21 protein-coding genes are annotated in these 20,513 nt (G+C 69.8%); 11 read left to right on the top strand and 10 right to left on the bottom strand.

Translation table 11 applies throughout. The annotated features are described in order from the left end of the window. Nucleotides 1-14: 14 nt before the first annotated feature. Entirely contained in the window at nt 15-221 is a 207-nt protein-coding gene (locus tag JIAGA_RS34790; RefSeq protein ID WP_157553438.1) for a hypothetical protein, read from the bottom strand. Next, nucleotides 218-1,564 (bottom strand): PspC domain-containing protein, encoded by a 1,347-nt coding sequence (locus JIAGA_RS0122610; RefSeq protein WP_169738926.1) that lies wholly within the window; start codon nt 1,562-1,564, stop codon nt 218-220. Before JIAGA_RS0122610 ends, JIAGA_RS34790 begins: the two co-directional genes overlap by 4 nt. 123 nt (nt 1,565-1,687) lie before the next feature. Between JIAGA_RS0122610 and JIAGA_RS0122605 the strand changes: the two genes are divergently transcribed. The 5 genes from JIAGA_RS0122605 (at nt 1,688) to JIAGA_RS0122585 (ending at nt 5,770) form a co-directional block, all read left to right on the top strand. After that, nucleotides 1,688-3,088, top strand: a complete 1,401-nt coding sequence (locus JIAGA_RS0122605) for an ATP-binding protein (RefSeq protein WP_157553436.1) — start codon at nt 1,688-1,690, stop codon at nt 3,086-3,088. After that, nucleotides 3,085-3,768, top strand: a complete 684-nt coding sequence (locus JIAGA_RS0122600) for a LuxR C-terminal-related transcriptional regulator (RefSeq protein ID WP_051426411.1) — start codon at nt 3,085-3,087, stop codon at nt 3,766-3,768. The genes JIAGA_RS0122605 and JIAGA_RS0122600 overlap by 4 nt, the downstream gene beginning before the upstream one ends. A 199-nt stretch (nt 3,769-3,967) precedes the next feature. After that, the gene (locus JIAGA_RS0122595) at nt 3,968-4,324 is read left to right on the top strand and encodes a hypothetical protein (RefSeq protein WP_026877399.1); all 357 of its coding nucleotides are present in this window, start codon (nt 3,968-3,970) and stop codon (nt 4,322-4,324) included. A gap of 94 nt (nt 4,325-4,418) precedes the next feature. After that, entirely contained in the window at nt 4,419-4,844 is a 426-nt protein-coding gene (locus JIAGA_RS0122590) for a peptidase inhibitor family I36 protein (RefSeq protein WP_026877398.1), read from the top strand. Between the two features lie 26 nt (nt 4,845-4,870). Next, the gene (locus JIAGA_RS0122585) at nt 4,871-5,770 is read left to right on the top strand and encodes a hypothetical protein (RefSeq protein ID WP_157553434.1); all 900 of its coding nucleotides are present in this window, start codon (nt 4,871-4,873) and stop codon (nt 5,768-5,770) included. A gap of 5 nt (nt 5,771-5,775) precedes the next feature. Here the strand turns inward: JIAGA_RS0122585 and JIAGA_RS0122580 are convergent, their stop codons facing one another. After that, nucleotides 5,776-6,477, bottom strand: coding sequence for a YwaF family protein (locus JIAGA_RS0122580; RefSeq protein ID WP_026877396.1), 702 nt, complete (start codon nt 6,475-6,477; stop codon nt 5,776-5,778). A 196-nt stretch (nt 6,478-6,673) separates the two neighbouring features. Here JIAGA_RS0122580 and pcrA point away from each other — a divergent pair, with 196 nt between their 5' ends. Then, nucleotides 6,674-8,986: a DNA helicase PcrA gene (gene pcrA, locus JIAGA_RS0122575; protein WP_026877395.1), complete on the top strand. Its 2,313-nt coding sequence runs from the start codon at nt 6,674-6,676 to the stop codon at nt 8,984-8,986. Here pcrA and JIAGA_RS0122570 read toward each other — a convergent pair. Both JIAGA_RS0122570 and JIAGA_RS0122565 read right to left on the bottom strand, forming a co-directional pair. Continuing rightward, nucleotides 8,962-9,684, bottom strand: a complete 723-nt coding sequence (locus JIAGA_RS0122570; protein ID WP_157553432.1) for a DUF1700 domain-containing protein — start codon at nt 9,682-9,684, stop codon at nt 8,962-8,964. The genes pcrA and JIAGA_RS0122570 overlap by 25 nt on opposite strands. A 5-nt stretch (nt 9,685-9,689) precedes the next feature. Beyond that, nucleotides 9,690-10,031 carry a PadR family transcriptional regulator gene (locus tag JIAGA_RS0122565; RefSeq protein ID WP_026877393.1) on the bottom strand — a complete coding sequence of 114 codons (342 nt, stop codon included), beginning with the start codon at nt 10,029-10,031 and terminating at the stop codon, nt 9,690-9,692. 743 nt (nt 10,032-10,774) lie between these two features. On the opposite strand from JIAGA_RS0122565, the gene JIAGA_RS31800 reads away from it, so the two are divergent. After that, the gene (locus JIAGA_RS31800) at nt 10,775-11,137 is read left to right on the top strand and encodes a hypothetical protein (RefSeq protein ID WP_051426410.1); all 363 of its coding nucleotides are present in this window, start codon (nt 10,775-10,777) and stop codon (nt 11,135-11,137) included. Nucleotides 11,138-11,366: 229 nt separating this feature from the next. On the opposite strand, the gene JIAGA_RS0122550 is transcribed toward JIAGA_RS31800, so the two are convergent. The 5 genes from JIAGA_RS0122550 to JIAGA_RS0122530 form a co-directional block, all read right to left on the bottom strand. Continuing rightward, a complete protein-coding gene (locus JIAGA_RS0122550) occupies nt 11,367-12,119 on the bottom strand; it encodes a succinate dehydrogenase iron-sulfur subunit (protein ID WP_026877392.1) in 753 nt (250 codons plus the stop codon). After that, nucleotides 12,119-13,864, bottom strand: a complete 1,746-nt coding sequence (gene sdhA / locus JIAGA_RS0122545) for a succinate dehydrogenase flavoprotein subunit (protein ID WP_026877391.1) — start codon at nt 13,862-13,864, stop codon at nt 12,119-12,121. Before sdhA ends, JIAGA_RS0122550 begins: the two co-directional genes overlap by 1 nt. 28 nt (nt 13,865-13,892) lie before the next feature. Then, entirely contained in the window at nt 13,893-14,345 is a 453-nt protein-coding gene (locus JIAGA_RS0122540) for a succinate dehydrogenase hydrophobic membrane anchor subunit (protein ID WP_026877390.1), read from the bottom strand. Nucleotides 14,346-14,348: 3 nt separating this feature from the next. Then, nucleotides 14,349-14,726: a succinate dehydrogenase, cytochrome b556 subunit gene (gene sdhC / locus JIAGA_RS0122535; RefSeq protein ID WP_026877389.1), complete on the bottom strand. Its 378-nt coding sequence runs from the start codon at nt 14,724-14,726 to the stop codon at nt 14,349-14,351. Between the two features lie 176 nt (nt 14,727-14,902). After that, nucleotides 14,903-16,036: a glycosyltransferase family 4 protein gene (locus JIAGA_RS0122530; protein ID WP_026877388.1), complete on the bottom strand. Its 1,134-nt coding sequence runs from the start codon at nt 16,034-16,036 to the stop codon at nt 14,903-14,905. A 190-nt stretch (nt 16,037-16,226) separates the two neighbouring features. On the opposite strand from JIAGA_RS0122530, the gene JIAGA_RS0122525 reads away from it, so the two are divergent. The 4 genes from JIAGA_RS0122525 to JIAGA_RS0122510 all read left to right on the top strand — a co-directional run bounded on the left by JIAGA_RS0122525 (nt 16,227) and on the right by JIAGA_RS0122510 (nt 20,443). Then, nucleotides 16,227-16,802 carry a hypothetical protein gene (locus JIAGA_RS0122525; protein ID WP_026877387.1) on the top strand — a complete coding sequence of 192 codons (576 nt, stop codon included), beginning with the start codon at nt 16,227-16,229 and terminating at the stop codon, nt 16,800-16,802. Nucleotides 16,803-16,935: 133 nt separating this feature from the next. Next, entirely contained in the window at nt 16,936-18,513 is a 1,578-nt protein-coding gene (locus JIAGA_RS0122520; protein WP_035812873.1) for an acyl-CoA mutase large subunit family protein, read from the top strand. A 61-nt stretch (nt 18,514-18,574) separates the two neighbouring features. Then, entirely contained in the window at nt 18,575-19,255 is a 681-nt protein-coding gene (locus JIAGA_RS31795) for a hypothetical protein (protein WP_035812871.1), read from the top strand. An 84-nt stretch (nt 19,256-19,339) separates the two neighbouring features. Next, nucleotides 19,340-20,443, top strand: coding sequence for a hypothetical protein (locus JIAGA_RS0122510; protein ID WP_026877385.1), 1,104 nt, complete (start codon nt 19,340-19,342; stop codon nt 20,441-20,443). Nucleotides 20,444-20,513: the final 70 nt, after the last annotated feature.

Here is a 20,513-nt window from a genome sequence, read left to right as displayed (position 1 = left end):
GGGACCGCCGTGCGTCAGTGCTCCGGGTCGCGCTCGCGGCGCAGCTTGCTGAGCGAGGCCAGCAGGCCGGCCAGGCCGATCGAGACCAGCAGCACCGGCATGGCGACTTCCAGGCCGGACAGGCCGAGCACGTCGTAGTGCACGAACGGCCACATAGCGCTCACTCCAAGGAAGAGAAGTCCGAAAACGAGGGAGGTGACATCGGTGTCGTGGCGCTTCATCGGGTCACCTCGACACTGCCGAAGCCGAATTCCACGTCGAGCACGATCTCGCCGCCGCCGGGGCCGTCCGGTCCCTCGTCGATCAGATCGATGATCTCCTGGCCCACGCCGTCGCGGTTCTCGCCGAGCACTCTGAGGTCTCCGGCTCCGCTGGAGACGTTCACGGTGACGTCGGCGTCGCGCGGAACGGTGATGGTGAGGTCGCCCGCACCCTGTTCGACGGAGAGGTGCACCGGTTCGTCGGCGGCGGTCAGCGTCAGGCCGGACAGGTCGTAGTGGATCGAGCCGGCGCCGTACGACTGCGGCTCGCTGGGCACCTGGTCGGCGGTCGCGTAGGTGTACGTGGCGTTGCCGACGTTGTCGTAGTTCCACTGTGACGCCCACGTGGCCGGTACCAGCGCCAGCATCAGCAGGATGCCCAGCGCGATGAGTCCGCGGGAGCGTCCGTACCAGGCCCCGACCAGCAGACCCAGCGCGACGATGCCCAGCGGCGCCGCGATGTACAGCGCGGGCGGGTAGTCGGCCCAGTAGGCGTCGTTGACGGCGAGCACGCCGACGGTCACCAGGGCGGTGCAGACGGTGATCGGTCCGAGCGCCGAGCGCCGCTTGGCCGGTGCCGGCGGTTGTGCTTCGGGTTCGGGGTGGTCGACCGGGGGCGGCGGACCCCAGTCCGGGCCGTCCGGCCAACCGGTCGTCGGGACGGTCCCGGGCGGCGCCAGATCGGGGGTGGTGCCGGCGTCGGGGCCGGAGCTGGTGGACGCCGACGGAACCGGGGCGGTCACCTGCTGGCTGCCACCGGTGCCGGCCGCGGCCGTTCCGGCCGGGGAGTAGCCGGCCGCACCGGGTGCGTCGAACCACGCCTGCTGCGGGTCGGCCGGCTCACCGACGCGCCTGTCGTCGCGCCCGTCGTCGTCGCGACGGCGCAGCAGCACGAACAGACCCGCGCCGGCGAGGAAGAGCAGCACACCGCCGTCCCAGTTGCCGGCGATGATGCCGATACCCGAGATCAGTCCGACCACCGCCAGCAGCAGCGCCAGCGGCGTCGTACCCGGATTGCGGCCCTCGCCGCGTCCCAGTGCCTGCTCGAGGATCGACCCGTCCTCGCCCTCGGCCGGGACCAGCAGCCACGCCACGGCGTAGAGAAGCACGCCGACCCCGCCGAAGATGGCCAGCACGACGGTGGTCACCCGCAGCACGACGGGGTCGATGCCCAGCCGGCGGGCGAGGCCGCCGAGCACGCCGGCGACGACACGGTCGGACCGGCTGCGGCGCAGGGACCGGAACTCGTCGGAGACGCTCGGCTGCGGCTCCGCGGCGGGCGGGGCAGGTGGCACGTTGCTCATGACATCGATGATGCCGCCGTCATGGGCCATGGGCCATCGGGGATGACCCCGAACCAGCCCCTGGTCCGATCTCCGGGTCGTCCCTCATGGCGGCGCGCGCCCACGCGTGTGAGTATCGATGTCATGAGCACTGTGCCGACGCCTCCGGCTGCCCACCCGGCCGCCGGTGCCCCGGCACGCCCGGACACGGGGAGCGCCGGCCGGGCCGGGATGGGCGGGTCCCCGCGAGCGGGCGCCGCCGGCGCCGCCCCCGACCCCGACGTGCCGCCGAAGTTCGCCCGGCGCTCCGACGGCCGCATGGTCGCCGGTGTCGCGGTCGCGCTCGCCGCCCAGTTCAAGGTGCAGCCACTGGCCGTACGCATCGCGTTCAGCCTGCTCAGCGCGGTCTCCGGGTTCGGCGTCGTGCTCTATCTCGCGCTGTGGATCTTCACCCCGCTCGACCAGGCCGTCGCACGGGAAGCGGACGAGGAAGCGCCGGCAGGCATCGCGGCGGCCACCCGCACTGGCAAACGGGGGCGCCGCACGCTGGCCCAGCGCACCGGCGACCTCGGGCAGCTGGCCGCGCTTGTCGTCCTCGGTGCGGGCGTGTGGCTGCTGGTGCAGCAGACGCCGCTCGGGGTCAGCCCGGGTGTCTTCCTGCCGCTGGTACTGGCCGCGGCAGGGCTGACGCTCGTGTGGCGGGCCGCCGACGAGCAGGAGCGGCAGCGGTTCTCGGCGCTGTCGCCGAACGTCCCGTGGCTGGCCGCACTCACCGGCAAGGGCGGCTGGATCGCCGTCATGCGGGTGGTGGCCGGCGCCGGTGTCGTCGTGGCGGGCGTCGTGGTGTTCCTCGTCGGCCAGGGCCAGTTCGACGCCACCATGGACGCCATCGGCGGCGTGCTGGTCATCCTCGTCGGCATCGGCCTGATCGCCGGCCCGTGGCTGTGGAAGCTCTGGCGCAACCTCGAGACCGAGCGGCGCGCCCGCATCGTCTCGCAGGAACGCGCCGACATGGCCTCTCACCTGCACGACTCCGTGCTGCAGACGCTGGCGCTCATCCAGAAGCAGGCACACGACCAGCGCGCCGTCGTCCGGCTGGCCCGCAGCCAGGAACGCGACCTGCGGGCGTGGCTCTACAGCGACCTCGTCGACGACGGCTCGTCGCTGGCGGCCGCGCTGACCAAGATGGCCGCCGAGGTCGAGGACGCCTTCGGAACCCCGGTCGAAGTGGTCACTGTCGGTGACGCGGAGATCGACGACGCCGCCCGCGCCATCCTGAAGGCCGCCCGCGAAGCCACTGTCAACGCCGCCAAGCACTCCGGCGCGGACAAGATCGACATTTTCGTCGAGGCCGGCGACGACGGCGTCGAGGTCTTCGTCCGCGACCGTGGCGCCGGTTTCGACCCCGACTCCGTCCCGGAGGACCGCCTCGGTGTGCGACGCTCGGTCATCGGGCGCATGGAGCGGCACGGCGGCGAGGCCACCATCCGATCCGCGCCCGGCGAGGGCACCGAGGTACGACTGTCGACGAGGAGATCCACGTGAGCGAGACCAGGCCAGACGAGGGCAGGCCGGCCGACGCCGGTCCGGTGACGGTCGTCCTCGTGGACGACCACGCGATGTTCCGTACCGGAGTGCGCGCCGAGCTGGCGCAGGCCCCGTCGGTCGACGTCGTCGGCGAGGCCGCCGACACCGCGGAGGCGGTGCAGGTCATCCTCGAGACCACGCCCGAAGTGGTGCTGCTCGACGTGCACCTGCCCGGCGGCGGTGGCGGTGAGGTCATCCGGCAGGTGCACCCGAAGGCCCCGGGCGTGCGGTTCCTCGCGCTGTCGGTCTCCGACGCCGCCGAGGACGTCATCGGCACCATCCGCGCCGGCGCCCGCGGCTACGTCACCAAGTCCATCACCGGCGACGACCTCGTCGCGGCGATCGGCCGGGTCGCCGACGGCGACGCCGTCTTCTCGCCACGGCTGGCTGGCTTCGTGCTCGACGCGTTCGCCGGCACCGAGGCGCCGTCCGTCGACGATGACCTCGACCGCCTCACCCAGCGCGAACGCGAGGTACTGCGGCTGATCGCCCGCGGCTACGCGTACAAGGAGATCGCCAAGGAGCTGTTCATCTCGGTCAAGACGGTCGAGACGCACGTGTCCGCGGTGCTGCGCAAGCTCCAGCTCTCCAACCGCTACGAGCTCACCCGCTGGGCCACCGACCGCCGCCTCGTCTGACCGCTCCCCACCACCGGCGTGGCCGGAAATGATCACGTGGACCATGGGTGTTCCCGCTCCACCAGGAATGCTTGCCTGCTGAAGCGGGAGAACGCCTGGGGGTGCACGCCGCCGCGTCGTCGCGGAGCCAGGCCGGCGACCCTGTGTACGACGCGGCGTAGTAGTCTGTGGGCCGGTCTCGGACGCGAGAAAGGTGATCATGGAGCTGGTCTACGACCTCGTGCTGGTCCTGCACTTCTTCGGACTGGCCAGCCTGCTCGGTGGGCTGATGGTGCAAATGAGCGCCCGAGACGGCCGGGTGGTGAACATGGCGATGCTCCACGGCGCCCTCACGCAGGTGGTCACCGGCCTGGCGATGGTCGGAATGGCCGAGGCGATCTCGTCGCTCGACAAGGACATCGACCACGCGAAGATCGGCGTGAAACTTCTGGTCGCCCTGGTCGTCACCGTGCTGTGCTGGATCAACCGCCGTCGGCCGAGCATTGCCGACGGAATGTTCTTCGCCCTGCTCGGACTCACCACCGCCAACGTCGTCGTCGCGGTGTTCTGGCGCTGACCCTGGGCCGTTTCAGCGTCGGCGGCGTTCATCGATACTGTGTGCACGCAGCCGATGACGCCGGTGCGGGGCCGGCGCGGAACAGGAGGCCCGTGTGACCCTCAAGAGGCGCTTGAGCAGGATCGGCGCGGCGCTGACCGTGTCCGGGGTGCTGCTCGCGGGAGTGGCGACGTCCCCGGCGTCGGCCGCCGAGCACGACGGTGGTTGCGAGGGCCTCGAGCTGTGCTTCTACTACAACTCCGGTCTCGGCGGTGCGAACCACGATTTCCGCTATCGGGTCCCGGATCTGTCCCGCTACGCCTATATTGCGCCCGGTAAGGGCGCTGGTCTCGGCGTCAAGAACAATGCCGCATCGGTCAACAACCGCGACGGCTACTTCACCGCGCGCGTTTACTTCAATTCCGGTTATGCTGGCCCCGCTGACGACGTGCCGCCGCTGACGTGGCGAAATCTCGGCGACACGTACAACGACAACGCATCGTTCAACTGGTGCCACAAGAAGCCCCTGGTGTGCGGCTGACGGTGGCGCCGGCGAGAGGCCACCGCATGACCCCGCGTTCCGCGATTCTGCTCGCCGCGCCGTTGCTGCTTGCCATGGGCGCGTGCGCAGGCTCCCAGGGTGACGACGACGTCGCCGTCCCCGCCGACCCCGCCCCGGCCGCTCGAGCGGCGAACTCGGTGGCGAGCCCGCCGGCCGGCACACTCGTGCTGCCGCTGGATGCCTACGCCTTCTCGGCCGCGGAGGACCAGGTGCTGGGGCAGGCCGCCGAGGCCGCGGTGATCGCGTGTTTCGAGGCGCGCGGGTTCGATGCCGCCGACGCCCACCCGCTCCCGTTCACTCGGGCCGTTGCCGACGACGCCTCCGCTCGGCATGAGCGCCGTTACTCCGTCACCGACCCCGACGTCGCCGCGCGCCACGGTTACCACCCGCCGGACACCACGGACGTGCGCGAGGAGTTCTATGCGTCGCACACCGAGCCCGAGCTCGCGGCGCTGGTGGGCTCCGGTGACGGCGCTCCCGACGGTTGCCTGCACCAGGCCGAGGCCGCCACCACAGCCGGTGACGAGGCCGCCTTACGTGCCGGTGAGGAACTGGTGTCGGAGGTCCAGGCCGACGCGTGGCACGGCGCCATGGCCGACCCCCGCGTTGTCGAGGCGTTCCGGGCGTGGTCGGCGTGCATGGCCGAGGCCGGGTACCGGTACGACGCGCCGATGGACGCCAACGACGACCCCACTTGGTGGCGCACCGACACCGCGAGCGCCGAGGAGATCGCCACCGCCACGGCCGACGTCGCTTGCAAGGAGTCCACCGGGCTGATCCCGGTGTGGTCCGAGGTCGAGGCGGAGTACCAGGCCGAGCTGATCGCGCAGCACCAGGACCGCTTCGACGCCTACCGGGCCCGGCTCGACGAGCAGGTCGCCCAGGCACGCGCGGAGCTGCGCTGACGGTTTCACGCGGCGGCCGGTCGCCGTGTCCTCGCCGTCCACGGCCAGGTGATGAGCGCCCACACCCCGGCGAGGAGCACCGCCTCGACCACGAGGTACCACGGCCATGGGCCGAACAGGTCGAGGATCGACGCCGAATCCGGCTTGTCGTTGAGGAAGCCGTAGTTGGTGTCGGCCGCCAGGTTGAACGCGAACACCGTCGCCGCCCACGCCGCGGTCGCCGCGACGGCCAGGCGGTACGAGTGCCAGTCCGGGGTCAGCCCGAGCCCCCACGTCAGGAACACTGCGGCCAGCACCGTGAGGCCGTGCATCGCCCAGTACAGGACGAAGCCGGGCTCGGGGAAGTCCGCGGCGAGGTCAGGGGTGAGGATGGGCTGGACACTCAGAGTGAGACCCCAGTAGTAGGTCAGGGCGACCGACCAGCGCCGGTGCGTGAACAGCGCGTGGATCGCGGCCAGCCAGGCGAGGTCGCACAGCTGGATCGGCAGGGAGAGCCCGACGTCGAAGCGGGCCGGCAGGTTGAAGTACACCTGCAACGGCAGCGTCACCGCGAGGAAGACGACGGCGAATGCCTTGCTGAGCCGGTCCGCCGCGGGCGTGTCGCGCCGGGTTCGGCCGCGGACCACCAGCCAAGCCGCGAGCGCGACGAGGACCGCCGACACCACCTGGTGGGAGGTGCCGTACGGCGAGAACCCGGCGACCAGCATCACCACTCCCGCCCAGGGTCATTCCCTCGCCGGCCCGCGTCATGCCCCCACGGCCGCCCTCCAATCGGTCCGGGCGAAGGCATCGTCCGCGACCTGGCGTTCGTAAGCGTGTTCGGACCGACTCTGTCGGCGGTCGGGCATAGGCTGGGTGGGCCAAGCGCTGAACTACCAGGAAGGCGAGTGTGACAGGCCGGCCATGAGCGCCCTTTTCGACGACCTCACCCTGACCACGGCTGACGTGCCGCAGAAGCCGGCGAAGCGACGGTCCCGGGACCCTGAGGCGCTGGTGGACGGTCTCAACGGTCCGCAGCGCGAGGCCGTCACGCACGCGGGGTCGCCGCTGCTCATCGTCGCCGGGGCGGGTTCGGGCAAGACGAGGGTCCTCACTCGCCGCATCGCCTACTTGCTGGGGGAGCGTAACGCGCACCCCGGGTCCATCCTGGCCATCACGTTCACCAACAAGGCCGCCGGTGAGATGAAGGAGCGGGTGGCCGACCTCGTCGGCAAGCGCGCTTCCATCATGTGGGTGTCCACGTTCCACTCCGCCTGCGTGCGCATCCTGCGCCGTGAGGCCAAGCACTTCGGCTACACGTCGTCGTTCTCCATCTACGACCAAGCCGACTCCCAACGGCTCATGACACTCGTGTGCCGCGAGCTCGACCTCGACCCGCGCCGCTACCAGCCGCGGCAGTTCAGCTACGAGGTCAGCAACTTCAAGAACGAGCTCATCGACTACGAGACGGCCCTGGCCAAGGCCGACAACCACCACCAGCGCATGATCGCCGAGGCGTACGAGCTGTACCAGCGCCGGCTCACCCAGGCCAACGCGTTCGACTTCGACGACCTCATCATGACGACGGTGCACCTGCTGCAGGCCTTCCCCGAGGTCGCGGAGAACTACCGCCGCCGGTTCCGGCACGTCCTGGTCGACGAGTACCAGGACACCAACCACGCGCAGTACGTGCTGGTGCGCGAGCTGGTCGGTACGGGCGTGCAAGCCGATGCCGACGCGCCGGCCGTCCCACCGGCCGAGCTGTGCGTCGTCGGCGACGCCGACCAGTCCATCTACGCCTTCCGCGGCGCCACGATCCGCAACATCCTGCAGTTCGAGTCCGACTTCCCCGATACCCGGGTCATCCTGCTGGAGCAGAACTACCGCTCCACACAGACCATCCTGTCCGCGGCCAACGCCGTCATCGCCCGCAACGCCGGCCGCAAGGCCAAGCGACTGTGGAGCGACAGCGGCGACGGCGCGAAGATCGTCGGCTACGTGGCCGACGACGAGCACGCCGAGGCGCAGTTCGTCGCCGACGAGATCGACCGGCTCTCCGACGAGGACCTGGCCAAGGCCGGCGACATCGCGGTGTTCTACCGCACCAACGCCCAGTCACGGGTGCTGGAGGAGATCTTCGTCCGGGTCGGCCTGCCCTACCGGGTGGTCGGCGGCACCCGGTTCTACGAGCGGCGCGAGATCCGCGATGCGCTGGCTTACCTGCGGTTCCTGGCCAACCCCGAGGACACCGTGTCGCTGCGGCGCATCCTCAACGTCCCCAAACGCGGCATCGGCGATCGCGCCGAAGCCATGGTCGAGGCGTTGGCCCAGCGCGACGGCATCACGTTCGGGCAGGCCCTGCGCCGGGCCGCCGACGCTCCCGGCATCGCCAGCCGGTCGGTTAAGGCCATCGAGGCGTTCGTCGAGCTCACCGACGAACTGCGAGCCCTGGCCGACGACGGCGTCGGACCGGCCGCCGTCCTGGAAGCGACGCTCGACCGCACCGGGTATGCGGTGGAGCTGTCGGAGTCCGACGACCCCCAGGACGAGACCCGCCTCGACAACCTGCGCGAGCTGGTCGCAGTCGCCGGTGAGTACGAGGCCGGTGAGGACTCCGACGGTTCGCTCACCGGGTTCCTCGAGCAGGTCAGCCTGGTCGCCGACGCCGACGAGATCCCCGAGGGCGACGACCACGAGGGCGTCGTCACGCTGATGACCCTGCACACCGCGAAGGGCCTGGAGTTCCCCGTGGTGTTCCTGACCGGCATGGAGGACGGCGTCTTCCCGCACCAGCGCTCGCTCGGCGGCAACGCCCAGGAGCTGGAGGAAGAGCGCCGGCTCGCCTACGTCGGCATCACCCGGGCACGCGAGCGGCTCTACCTGTCTCGTGCCCTGCTGCGCAGTGCGTGGGGCTCGCCGGCGCACAACCCGGCGTCCCGGTTCCTCAGTGAGATCCCCGACGAGCTCATGGACTGGCGGCGCACCGAAGCCGACCAGGTCAAGTGGACCACGCCGCCGCCTCCGCGCCGGCAGCCGGTCAGCGGCCGCTCGGCTGGTGTCGGCAAGCGGCCCATTCTGATGCTGTCTGCGGGCGACCGGGTGACCCACGACGCGTTCGGCCTAGGCACCGTCGTCGCCACGTCCGGCTCCGGCGAGCACACCCAGGCCACGGTCGACTTCGGTGAGACCGGCATGAAGACCCTGCTGCTTCGCTACGCCCCGGTCGAGAAGCTCTGACGCTCGCCCCTCATCTGGGCTCGCCGCCGGCCGTTCCGGTAGAGCACGACGGCGGTGGCGATGCTCGCGACGGCTGCTGCGACGAGGACGGCCCAGGCCGCGGCCGGAGCGAGCACCCCGCCGTCGGTGGTACACACTTCGCTCGTGTCACCGTTCGTGGAGCTGGAACTCATGCACGTCTCGGTGGAGCCGACTCCGATGAGCCCGAACAGGAGGGACGTGCCGAGTGCCGGCAGCAGGAACGAGCCGGCCAGCTTCTCCAATGCCGTCCACAGCGGTGAAATCCAGAGCACGGCCCAGCTGACCACCAGGAGCAGAGGCAGCAGGAGGATCCCGCCGAATGAGACGAAGAACGGCAGGATCAGCGGGCCGAGGAGCAATGTCGCCACCACGGCGCCAGGAATCCAGTCACGCTGCAAGACAGGGACGTCTCGCTCCGATTCCGGCATCGGAGCGTCCCGGCCGCCGGTGGCAGTGGCGGCGATGGTGAGCGGGTCGCCCAGCGCCCGCAGCACCTGGTCCACATCGGCGTCGGTGACGGTGGAGCGGTCGGCCAGCGCCGCCTGGATGTGCTCCCGGACACCACCGACGACGTCCTCGCGCTCGGTCGCGGGCAGGTCGCCGAGTGCGCCGGACAGCTCGGCCAGATAGCGGTCGATGCGCTGGTGCTGCGCGGCGGTCAGCATGGGCTCCTCCATGGCGGTCACCCTCGCCCCGGCGCGACGACGCGGTCGACGGCGTCGCGGAACGGCGGCCAGGTCTTCTCGAACGCGTCCAGCGCGGCGCGCCCGTCAGGCGTCAGCCGGTAGTAGCGGCGCGGCGGCCCGGATTCGGATTCCTGCCACGACGACGCCACCAGCCCGCCCTTGCGCAGCCGCGCCAGCAGCGGGTACAGGGTGCCTTCGCCGGCCATCAGCACGCCATCGGCCAGCTCGCGGGCGATGTCGAGGCCGTACCGCTCTTCGTCACGGATGAGCGCGAGGATGCAGTACTCCAACGCTCCGCGCCGGAGATTGCTCATGATCTGGCCATCGCCAGGTACCATGCGTCGCATGCTACCAGACACCGCCTAGTAGCCACCCCGGCTTGGTCACCTGATCGCCGTTGCGTCACCTGATCAACCCGACGCGCACGATCAGGTGCATGGGGCCAGCGGCGCCTGGGCCGTTGAGGCACCTGATCGACTCCAGCATGTGGACGCGCGATGATCAGGCGACATCGAGGCGTGAGAACGCTGGAGGACGCGGCGTTAGGTCTCCTGATCGTTTGCCGCTGTGACGTCGCCGGATCAGGCTGCGGGAGAAGGCCGATATCCACAGGGCGACCTGGTCCTCGGAGGTCGTCCACAAATCCGCGATTGCCCCTGGGACGCAGGGAGCACAACGACAAACCTGGCTGCCGTGACAGCCGCACATGTCCCCGCACGATTCGACGACGAGCAGTTCGCTCGCCTGGTCGCTGACCACGGCGGAGTGCTTCATCGACGGGACGTACCACCCGAGTTCGCGCGATTCGTGCAGCGCGAGGTGCGTACGCGGCGGTGGCAGCGAGTGGGCCGCGACGTCTTCGTGTCGCACAACGGGCCGCTCGGTCGCGTCCAGCGGCAATTGGTCGCGTTGAAGGCCGCGCCACCGAGATCGGCGTTGGCCGGTCTCACAGCTGCCGAGTTCGACGGTCTGCGACGGCGAGGCGCGGGCCATCATTCTCGCCGTCGTTCAGCAGCGTCTCGTGTCACCGGCGCAGTTGCGAGGTGCATTGCCAAGTCGCGGGCCATGCCTGCGCCACGCCTTGATCGAGGAAACCATCGAGGACGCCGCCGGAGGCATCGCGTCCCTGCCCGAGCGAGAGTTCGCCCAGATCGTCCGGGCCTTCCAGTTGCCCGAGCCTGCACGGCAGCGCGTACTCCGGCACAACGACGGTCGCTACTTCCTCGACGCCTATTGGGAGGAGTACGACCTCGCAGTCGAGGTCGACGGGCGGCCACACATGGACGTGACCGCGTGGGACGCTGATCTCGATCGGGCCAACGAGATCGTCCTCGATCGCCGAACCATGTTGCGGTTTACCTCATTCGCGGTCCGGAGCAGGGCCACCATGGTGGGTTCGACGCTGGTTCGGGCTCTTACCGTCCGGGGCTGGCGTGCGCCCTAGCCGTTACCGGTACTGATGATCAGACGACGTAACGGGCGAAACTCGCCTGGCACTGTCAGCTGATCTATTGGCGTCCACATGATGGAGGCGATCAGGCGACGAAGCGATCGCACAGCCCGTCGGCATGACACCTGATCGCCCCGGCGCGGAGGATCAGACGACACAACGGAGATCAGGTGACCCAGCAGCGGGAGTAGCGCGAGGCGAACGAAGCAGTCTCGGGTGCGGGTCAGACGCGGCGGAACAACAGCGCCCGCTTCACTTCCTGGATCGCCTTGGTCACCTCGATGCCTCGCGGGCAGGCGTCCGTGCAGTTGAAGGTGGTGCGGCAGCGCCAGACGCCGTCGCGGTCGTTGAGGATCTCCAGCCGCTGCTCGGCGCCTTCGTCGCGGGAGTCGAAGATGAACCGGTGCGCCCCGACGATGGCCTGGGGTCCGAAGTACTGGCCGTCTGTCCAGTAGATCGGGCAGGACGAGGTGCAGGCCGCGCACATGATGCACTTGGTGGTGTCGTCGTAGCGGGCGCGGTCCTCCGGCGACTGGCGACGCTCGCGCGTGGGCTCGTTGCCGGACGTGATCAGGAACGGCATGATCGACTTGTAGGCCTCGAAGAACGGGTCCATGTCGACCACGAGGTCCTTCAGCACCGTCATGCCCTTGATCGGCTCGACGGTGATGGGCTTCTTCAGCGGCAGGTCCTTGAGCAGGGTCTTGCAGGCCAGCCGGTTCCGCCCGTTGATGCGCATGGCGTCGGAGCCGCAGATGCCGTGCGCGCAGGAGCGGCGGAACGTGAGCGAGCCGTCGATCTCCCACTTGATCTTGTGCAGGGCGTCCAGCACGCGGTCGGTGCCGTGCATGGTGACCGTGTGGTCCTCCCAGCGCGGCTCGGTGTCGGCCTCGGGGTTGAAGCGGCGCAGCCGCATGGTGACCTCGAAGGACGGCACCGCTCCGGCGGCCGGGGCGTCGGCGACAGCAGCAGTCATCAGAACTTGCGCTCCATCGGCTGGTAACGGGTGATGACGACGGGCTTGAAGTCCAGGCGAACAGCGCCGTCGGAGTCCTGGCGGTACGCCATGGTGTGGCGCATGTAGTTGACGTCGTCGCGGTTCTGGTAGTCCTCGCGGAAGTGGCCGCCGCGCGACTCCTTGCGCTCCAGGGCGCCGACGACGATGACCTCGGCCAGGTCGAGCAGGAATCCGAGCTCGACGGCCTCGAGCAGGTCGGTGTTGAAGCGCCGGCCCTTGTCCTGCACGGACACGTTCTGGTAGCGGGCCTTGAGTGCGTGGATGTCGGACAGCGCCTGCTTCAGGGTCGCCTCTGACCGGAAGACCTGGGCGTTGGCGTCCATGGTCTCCTGCAGCTCGCGACGCAGCACGGCGACGCGTTCGCCGTCGGCGCGGTCGCGGATTCCGTCCAGCAGTGCCACCGTCTCGTCCGCCGGCGACGACGGCAGCTCCACCCATGGTGCGGTGGCCGCGAACTTGGCCGCGGCCAGCCCGGCCCGGCGGCCGAACACGTTGATGTCCAGCAGCGAGTTGGTGCCCAGCCGGTTGGCGCCGTGGACGCTGACACAGGCGACCTCTCCGGCGGCGTACAGCCCTGGCACCACGTGGTCGTTGTCCGCCAGCACCTCCGCGTCCACCGTCGTCGGCATGCCGCCCATCGCGTAGTGGGCGGTGGGGAAGACGGGCACCGGCTCGGTGTAGGGCTCGACACCGAGGTACGTGCGGGCGAACTCGGTGATGTCGGGGAGCTTGGCGTCGATGTGCGCCGGCTCCAGGTGCGTGAGGTCGAGCAGTACGTAGTCCTTGTTCGGGCCGGAGCCGCGGCCTTCGCGGACCTCGTTGGCCATGGCCCGGGCGACCACGTCGCGGGGAGCCAGGTCCTTGAGGGTGGGGGCGTAGCGCTCCATGAACCGCTCGCCCTCGCTGTTGCGCAGGATCGCGCCCTCGCCGCGGGCGGCCTCGGACAGCAGGATGCCCAGGCCGGCCAGGCCCGTCGGGTGGAACTGGAAGAACTCCATGTCCTCCAGCGGCAGTCCGCGCCGGTAGGCGATGGCCATGCCGTCGCCGGTCAGCGTGTGCGCGTTGGAGGTCGTCTTGTAGACCTTGCCGGCGCCGCCGGTTGCGAACACGACGGACTTGGCCTGGAAGACGTGGATCTCGCCGGTCGCCAGCTCGTAGGCGACCACGCCGGCGGTGCGCCGGACGCCGTCGACCTCGGTGAACAGCAGGTCGAGGACATAGAACTCGTTGAAGAACTCGACGTCGTGCTTGACGCACTGCTGGTAGAGGGTCTGCAGGATCATGTGGCCGGTGCGGTCCGCGGCGTAGCAGGAGCGGCGGACGGCGGCCTCACCGTGCTTGCGGGTGTGCCCGCCGAAGCGGCGCTGGTCGATGAGCCCGTCCGGGGTGCGGTTGAACGGCAGCCCCATCTTCTCCAGGTCGAGGACGGCGTCGATGGCCTCCTTGGCCATCACCTCGGCGGCGTCCTGGTCGACCAGGAAGTCACCGCCCTTGACGGTGTCGAAGGTGTGCCACTCCCAGTTGTCCTCTTCGACGTTGGCCAGCGCGGCGCACATGCCGCCCTGGGCCGCGCCGGTGTGCGACCGGGTCGGGTACAGCTTGGTCAGGACGGCTGTGCGTACGCGCTGGCCGGCCTCGAGGGCCGCGCGCATCCCGGCCCCACCGGCGCCCACGATCACCACGTCGTACTTGTGGGTCTGCATGACTTGCCTCTCTGAACAGCGGGGACGGCTATGAAGCCGAGCAGAACGACGGCAGCAGGTCGGCGGCTGCGTCCGGCGGGCACGGGTCGAAGGTGAAGATGACCAGCGTGCCGAGCACGATCGTGATGGTGGTGGCTGTGTACAGGCCGATCTTGAGCCACATCCGCACCTGGTCGCGCTCGGCGTAGTCGTTGATGACGGTGCGCATTCCGTTGGTGCCGTGGATCATCGCCAGCCACAGCATGACGAGGTCCCACACCTGCCACACGGGGTCGGCCCACTTGCCGGCGACGAACGCGAAGTCCAGCGCGTTGATGCCGTCGCCGGTCATGAGGTTCACGAACAGGTGCGTGAAGACCAGGATCAGCAGCAGCACGCCCGAGGCCCGCATGAACAGCCACGAGTACAGCTCGGTGTTGGTGCGCCCGCGCAGCCGCCGGGTGGTGCGTGGCGACCGGGGCGAGGGGATGGTCGTGGTCATCGCTCAGCCTCCGAACACGTGCGAGAGATGACGGATGACGAACGGAACCATGAGGGCCACCCACAGCACGCCGACCGCGACGAACATGTGCCGCTGGTAGCGCGGACCCTTGGACCAGAAGTCGACCAGGACGATGCGCAGGCCGTTGAACGCGTGGAACACCACCGCGCCCACCAGGCCGACCTCCATCAGCCCGACGATCGGGTTCTTGTAGGTCGCGATGACCTCGTTGTACGCCTCCGGCGACACGCGAACGAGCGCGGTGTCGAGGATGTGCGCGAAGAGGAAGAAAAAGATGCCCACTCCGGTGACCCGGTGGGCCACCCATGACCACATGCCTTCGCGGCCGCGGTAGAGCGTGCCAGCTGGTGCCTTGGGCACGGATCTGTTGCCTTCCGATGTGTCGGCGAGTGCCGGCGCATCCACGGCTCCGGCCGTGGCTCATGGTAGCCCTGCCGGGGACCGTCAGTCCGTGGCTAATCTCACGTCTGACCTGTTCAGGGCCATGAATCAGCAGTGAGATGTCTCACTGAGGCTACCCTAAGCCGCCGCAGATCCTACGCCGCCGGCGCCGCACGCTGGGCCTGCCGGGCCATCGCGGCGGTGTAGTGGCCGAGGAGCTGATCGCACACCGCGTCCCACGATCGGCCGTACACCGACTCCCGGGCGGCCGCGGCCATCCGGACCCGCCGGACCGGATCGGCGGCGATCCGTTCCACCGCGGCCCGCAGTTCCGATCCGTCGCCGGTGTCGACGAGATAGCCGGACCAGCCGTGGTCGATCAGGTCGATCGGGCCGCCGGCGTTGGGCGCGACGACCGGCACCCCGGAGGCGAGCGCCTCCTGCACGGCCTGGCAGAAGGTCTCGGCCGGTCCCGTGTGCACGAAGACGTCCAAGCTCGCGTAGGCGCGCGAGAGCGGCTCGCCGGTGCGGAACCCCAGGAACGCCGCGTCGGGCAGCGCAGTGCGCAGCGCGTCCTCGCTGGGCCCGCCGCCCACGATGGCCAGCTTGATGCCGGGGAGATCGCGCAACGCCGTCAGCGAGGCGACCTGCTTCTCCGGCGCCAGCCGGCCCACGTAGCCGACGATGACCTCGCCGTTCGGTGCCAGTTCGCGACGCAGGTCCTCGTCACGGTGCGCCGGATGGAACCGGACGAGGTCGACGCCGCGGCCCCACCGCGCCAGCCGCGGGATCCCGTGCCGGCCCAGCTGGGCGAGCGTCGCGGACGACGGCGCCAGCGTCAGGTCCGCCTGTTCGTGGATGCGCCGCAGCCAGGCCCAGATGGCGTCGTCGCCGATGGTGCGCCATAGTCGGTAGCCGCGGGCGAACCCGGCGACATCGGTCTGGAAGACCGCTACCGTCGGTAGCCCGAGCCTGGCTGCCGCGCTCATGCCCGCCTTGCCCAGCCACACCGGTGAGGCGAGATGGACGACGTCGGGCTCGAAGTCGCGCAACAGGCGCCCGACCCGGCGACGGGTGGAGAGCCCGACGATGCTGTCGTCGTTGCCGGGCAGGGCAAACGACGGCACCCGCGCCACGGGCTGTCCGGCGTACTCGGTCACGCCCTCGCCAGGTGCGACGACGAGCGCGGCGTGGCCATGCCGGGTGAGGTGTTCGACGACTCGGCAGACCGAGTTCGTCACCCCGTTGATCTGGGGAAGGAACGACTCCGCGACGATCGCTACCCGCATGACTCCACGGTGGAGGCGCCCGGTGGCGCATCGGCGAGACCGGCATGAATGGCGGATGACGCTCTGGCGACCGGGCAACAGTTTCGAGACGCAACGGTCTCAGCATCAGAGATGGACCGTGACTCTGAGTGACGAAAGCCCGCAAGATCGAGGAGACGGCGGGTGGTGACGTCGACAAGGGGAGTACTGCGTGACGACCGAGATCGGGACTCCTGCACGTGTCCTACTCGTCGGAAAGCGGGTCCGCGTTCTCGACGAGTTGGGTCGGGCGTTGCGCGAGGCCGGCATGGTCGTCCGTGAGGAGACCGACGCCGAGCGGGTCCGATACGGCGTCGACGGTTCCAGCATCGACATCCTGGCGCTCGGACGGGCGGTCACCGGGCCGAAACGCGAGCGCATGATCGCCGCGCTCAAGGCGCAGAACCCCACGCTGAGGGTGGTCGACGGCCTCGCGCCCATCCCGTCGTTGCTGGTGGCACAGGTGCGTGAAGTCGTCACCGCGCCCAACCGCGACACCCGGATCGTCGGCGCCGCCGCGTACGAAGCCGGCGACAACAGCATCGTGCTCGTGCTGCGCCGCCCGGCGCACGTCGATGTCGCCCTGCACCGGCTCGACCCGCTCTACCGGGTGCACCACACCGACGTCTACACCGGTCCGCTCGACCGTGGCCGGCAGCGCGTCCCGCTCGGCCGCCGGGTGGGGCGGGGCGAGCGGTTCCTCGTCGTCGAGGCGGACAACGAGACCACGGTGCACCAGCTCGGCTGACACCGGCCGCCGCGGGGCCGGCCTACGCCGGTGTGCAGAAAATCACGTGCACGGCTCGTGTGCACAAAGTCACCACCCGGCACCGTCGCGGGGTCACTACCGTGGGCTCATCGCCGGCGACGAGGAGGTGGCCATGAGCACGACCGAATCCGGCCTGCCCATCCAGCCGGTCTACGGGCCCCGGGACCTGGCGGGCTGGCCGGCCGAACAACGGCTCGGCGAGCCGGGCGGCTACCCGTTCACCCGCGGTGTCTACCCGACCATGTACACCGGGCGGCCCTGGACGATGCGCCAGTACGCCGGCTTCGGCACGGCCGCGGAATCGAACGCCCGCTATCACCAGCTGGTCGAGGCCGGCACCGGCGGTCTCTCGGTCGCGTTCGACCTGCCGACGCAGATGGGCTACGACTCCGACTCGCCCGTCGTGGCCGGCGAGGTCGGCAAGGTCGGCGTGGCGATCGACTCCATCGAGGACATGCGGGTGCTGTTCGACGGCATCCCCCTGGGCGAGGTGTCGACGTCCATGACCATCAACGCGCCGGCCGCGCTGCTCCTGCTGCTGTACCAGCTGGTCGGGGCGGAGCAGGGCGTGCCGGGCGACCGGCTCACCGGCACGGTCCAGAACGACGTGCTCAAGGAGTACATCGCCCGCGGCACCTACATCTTCCCGCCGGCCGCCTCACTGCGGCTGACCAGCGACATCTTCGCCTACTGCCACCGCGAGATCCCGCGTTGGAACACCATCTCCATCTCCGGTTACCACATGGCCGAGGCCGGGGCGACGCCTGTACAGGAGGTCGCGTTCACGCTGTCGAACGCGCGTGAGTACGTCCGGGCGGCGCTCTCGGCCGGCCTGGACGTCGACGAGTTCGGCCCGCGGCTGTCGTTCTTCTTCGTCTCCCGCACCACCCTGCTGGAGGAGGTGGCGAAGTTCCGGGCCGCCCGGCGCATCTGGGCACGGGTGATGCGCGACGAGTTCGGTGCCACCAATCCGAAGGCGCAGATGCTGCGGTTCCACACGCAGACCGCGGGAGTGCAGCTGACGGCACAGCAACCGGAAGTGAACATGGTCCGGGTCGCGGTGCAGGCGCTGGCGGCGGTCCTCGGCGGAACCCAGTCGCTGCACACCAACTCCTACGACGAGGCCATCGCGCTGCCGACCGAGAAGGCGGCCAGGCTGGCGCTGCGCACCCAGCAGGTACTTGCATTCGAGACCGACGTCACGGACACGGTGGACCCGTTCGCAGGGTCGTACGCCGTCGAGTCGCTCACCGACGAACTCGAAGCCGCCGCCGTCGACCTCATGACGCGAGTCGAGGACCTCGGCGGCGCCGTCGCGGCCATCGAACGCGGCTTCCAGAAGAACGAGATCGAGCAGTCCGCCTACGACATCGCCAAGCAGATCGACGCCGGCGCGCGCACCGTCGTCGGCGTCAACCGCTACGTCACCAACGACGAGGAACCGTACGAGCCGCTGCGGGTCGATCCCGCAATCGAGGCCGCGCAGGCCGACCGGCTGGCGCGGCTGCGCGCCTCCCGCGACGCCGCCGCCGTGGACCGGGCCCTCGACGGGCTGCGCGCCGCGGCGTCCGGCCAGGACAACGTGCTCGACCCGATGCGTGCTGCCCTGGCCGCCAGCGCGACCGTCGGCGAGGTGTGCGACGTGCTACGCGAGGTGTGGGGGACGTACACGCCCACAGCCGGCATCTGATCCTCTGCCGCGGCGCAGGCCTCGTACGATGTGCCTGGCCGGCAACCGACGGAGGGGACGCATGAGCCGACGAGGCGTCAAACTCGCCACGCTGACGGCTGTCGCCGCCCTGGCGGCATGCTCGTCACCCGCTGAGGAACCGGCCGGGCTGTCCGATCCGACCACCACCGAATCCACGCCGGCCGACGCGGACCCCACCGACTCGGAGCCGGCCGAGACCCCCCGCGGCGACGACGAGCCCCCGGCCACCGAGCCCAGCGACGGTTTCACCCAGCCGTTCCTGCCCGACGGCCAGGAGAGCGTCATCGAACTGGCGCCGCAGCTGCCGGTCGAGATCCCCGGCGACGCCACCGCAGAGGAGGAAGCGGTCCTCGAGGTCGTCGGCCGCTTCATGGCCGCCTGGGACGCCATCCTCTTCGGCGCCGACCCCGAAACCGCCCGGCTGGCCGAGTCCGCCACCAACCCGCAGCTCGGCCGGTTGGTGCAGTACTCCGCCGAGTCGGTGCTGGAGCAGCGGGTGACCGTCGGCGAGCCCACGGTCATCGAGGTACGCGACGTCTCCGTCGACGGCACCACCGCCGAGGTCGATGCCTGCATCACCATGGCGAACTGGGTGCAGTACGTGCGCGGCGAGCCGGAACCGCTGGACGCCGTGGAGCGGCAGGTGCTGACGGTTGAGAACGTCGACGGCCGCTGGCTGGTGTCGAACTCGACTCAGAAGGGCGCCACGGCGTGCTCATGAGGCCCGATTTGCCGGCGACTGGTGCATTGTCGCCTGGTATCCTGCGAAATCCGTGACCGCGAACCCGATGGAGTGGCGGGACTGATGTCCAAGCTGGCACGAGCCGGTCTCACGGCCGGCGCGGCGATGATCCTTGCGGTGGGCACGACCGCTCCGGCACAGGCGCGAGATGGCGACGATGGCGGTGGTGGCAACACCGGCACCGGCTATGAGGTCGAAGTCCAGGTCGTCTTCTCCGGCGACGGTGCCCCCGACGGCGGCGGCGGATACACCATCTCGGTTCCAGCTCTGTGTTGGTGGGAACAGTTCTCCTACGACGGCTGGGAACTGGGCGGTGACTCCGTCATGGCCGCCGACGGAACCGACGCCGAGCAGATGCTCGAGTGGCGTGACGAGTACGTCGCGTCGCTAGGCTCGTCCGGCACCGGCGCCGGGTGGTACTACAGTCTCCCCAGTCGAGAGTGGTTCGAACAGCAGGTCGCGCTGGAAGCCGCAGGTACGGATGTGACGTTCTATACGCCGGAATGTGTGGGCGACAACGACTGGCCGCTACTCGTAGAACTCGGGTACACCGACGTCCATGACGGAGGCAGTTGGCTCGGACAGATCCCCATCGTGCTCGACGCGTGGGAGGTCACAGTCGACCCTCCGGCTCCATACGTGGATCCGGAGGACCTGGCTATCGAGGCGCGTGAAGTGTTGGAGATCCCCGCGCCCGAGATCGACCGCAATCCCAAGATCACCAACGGTCCGGCCGGTGCGACGTTCGTGAACCTGCCGACGTGGTTCTGGGTCACCGACCCGCAGTCGGTCGGTGGCGAAGAGGGCGAGCTGAGCGTCCGGGCCGAGATCGTCGGCTCCCCGGTGTGGGCGGAGGTCACCGCCACGACCGGTGGGTTGTCGCTCGCCTCACCGGCCGGCTCACGCGAGTGCGCACCTCCGTTGGCCGTCCAGGAATGGCAGCCGGGCGTCGCGGACACCGCCGGATGCACCGTGTCGTTCTCGCGGGCCTCCGTGGCGTACCCGGGCGGCTACCCGGTGACGGCGTCGACGTTCTGGAACGCCACGTGGGAAGGCGTCGACCAGGACGGCACTGAGGTGGGCGGTGACCTCGACGCGCTCGAGCAGAGCGTCACGGTCAACGTCCCGGTCGCCGAGGTGCAGTCCGTCGTGCAGGGCGACGGCTGAACCTGACGAAATGCCCCGCCGGGCAGCGGTCGAAACCTGCCCAGGTGCGGCGAGATGGAAAACGGCAGGT

The sequence above is a fragment of the Jiangella gansuensis DSM 44835 genome, from assembly GCF_000515395.1.
Classification (GTDB): Bacteria; Actinomycetota; Actinomycetes; order Jiangellales; family Jiangellaceae; genus Jiangella; species Jiangella gansuensis.
The sequence above is the reverse complement of the archived record's forward strand: the minus strand, read 5'-3'. Positions and strand labels throughout refer to the sequence as shown.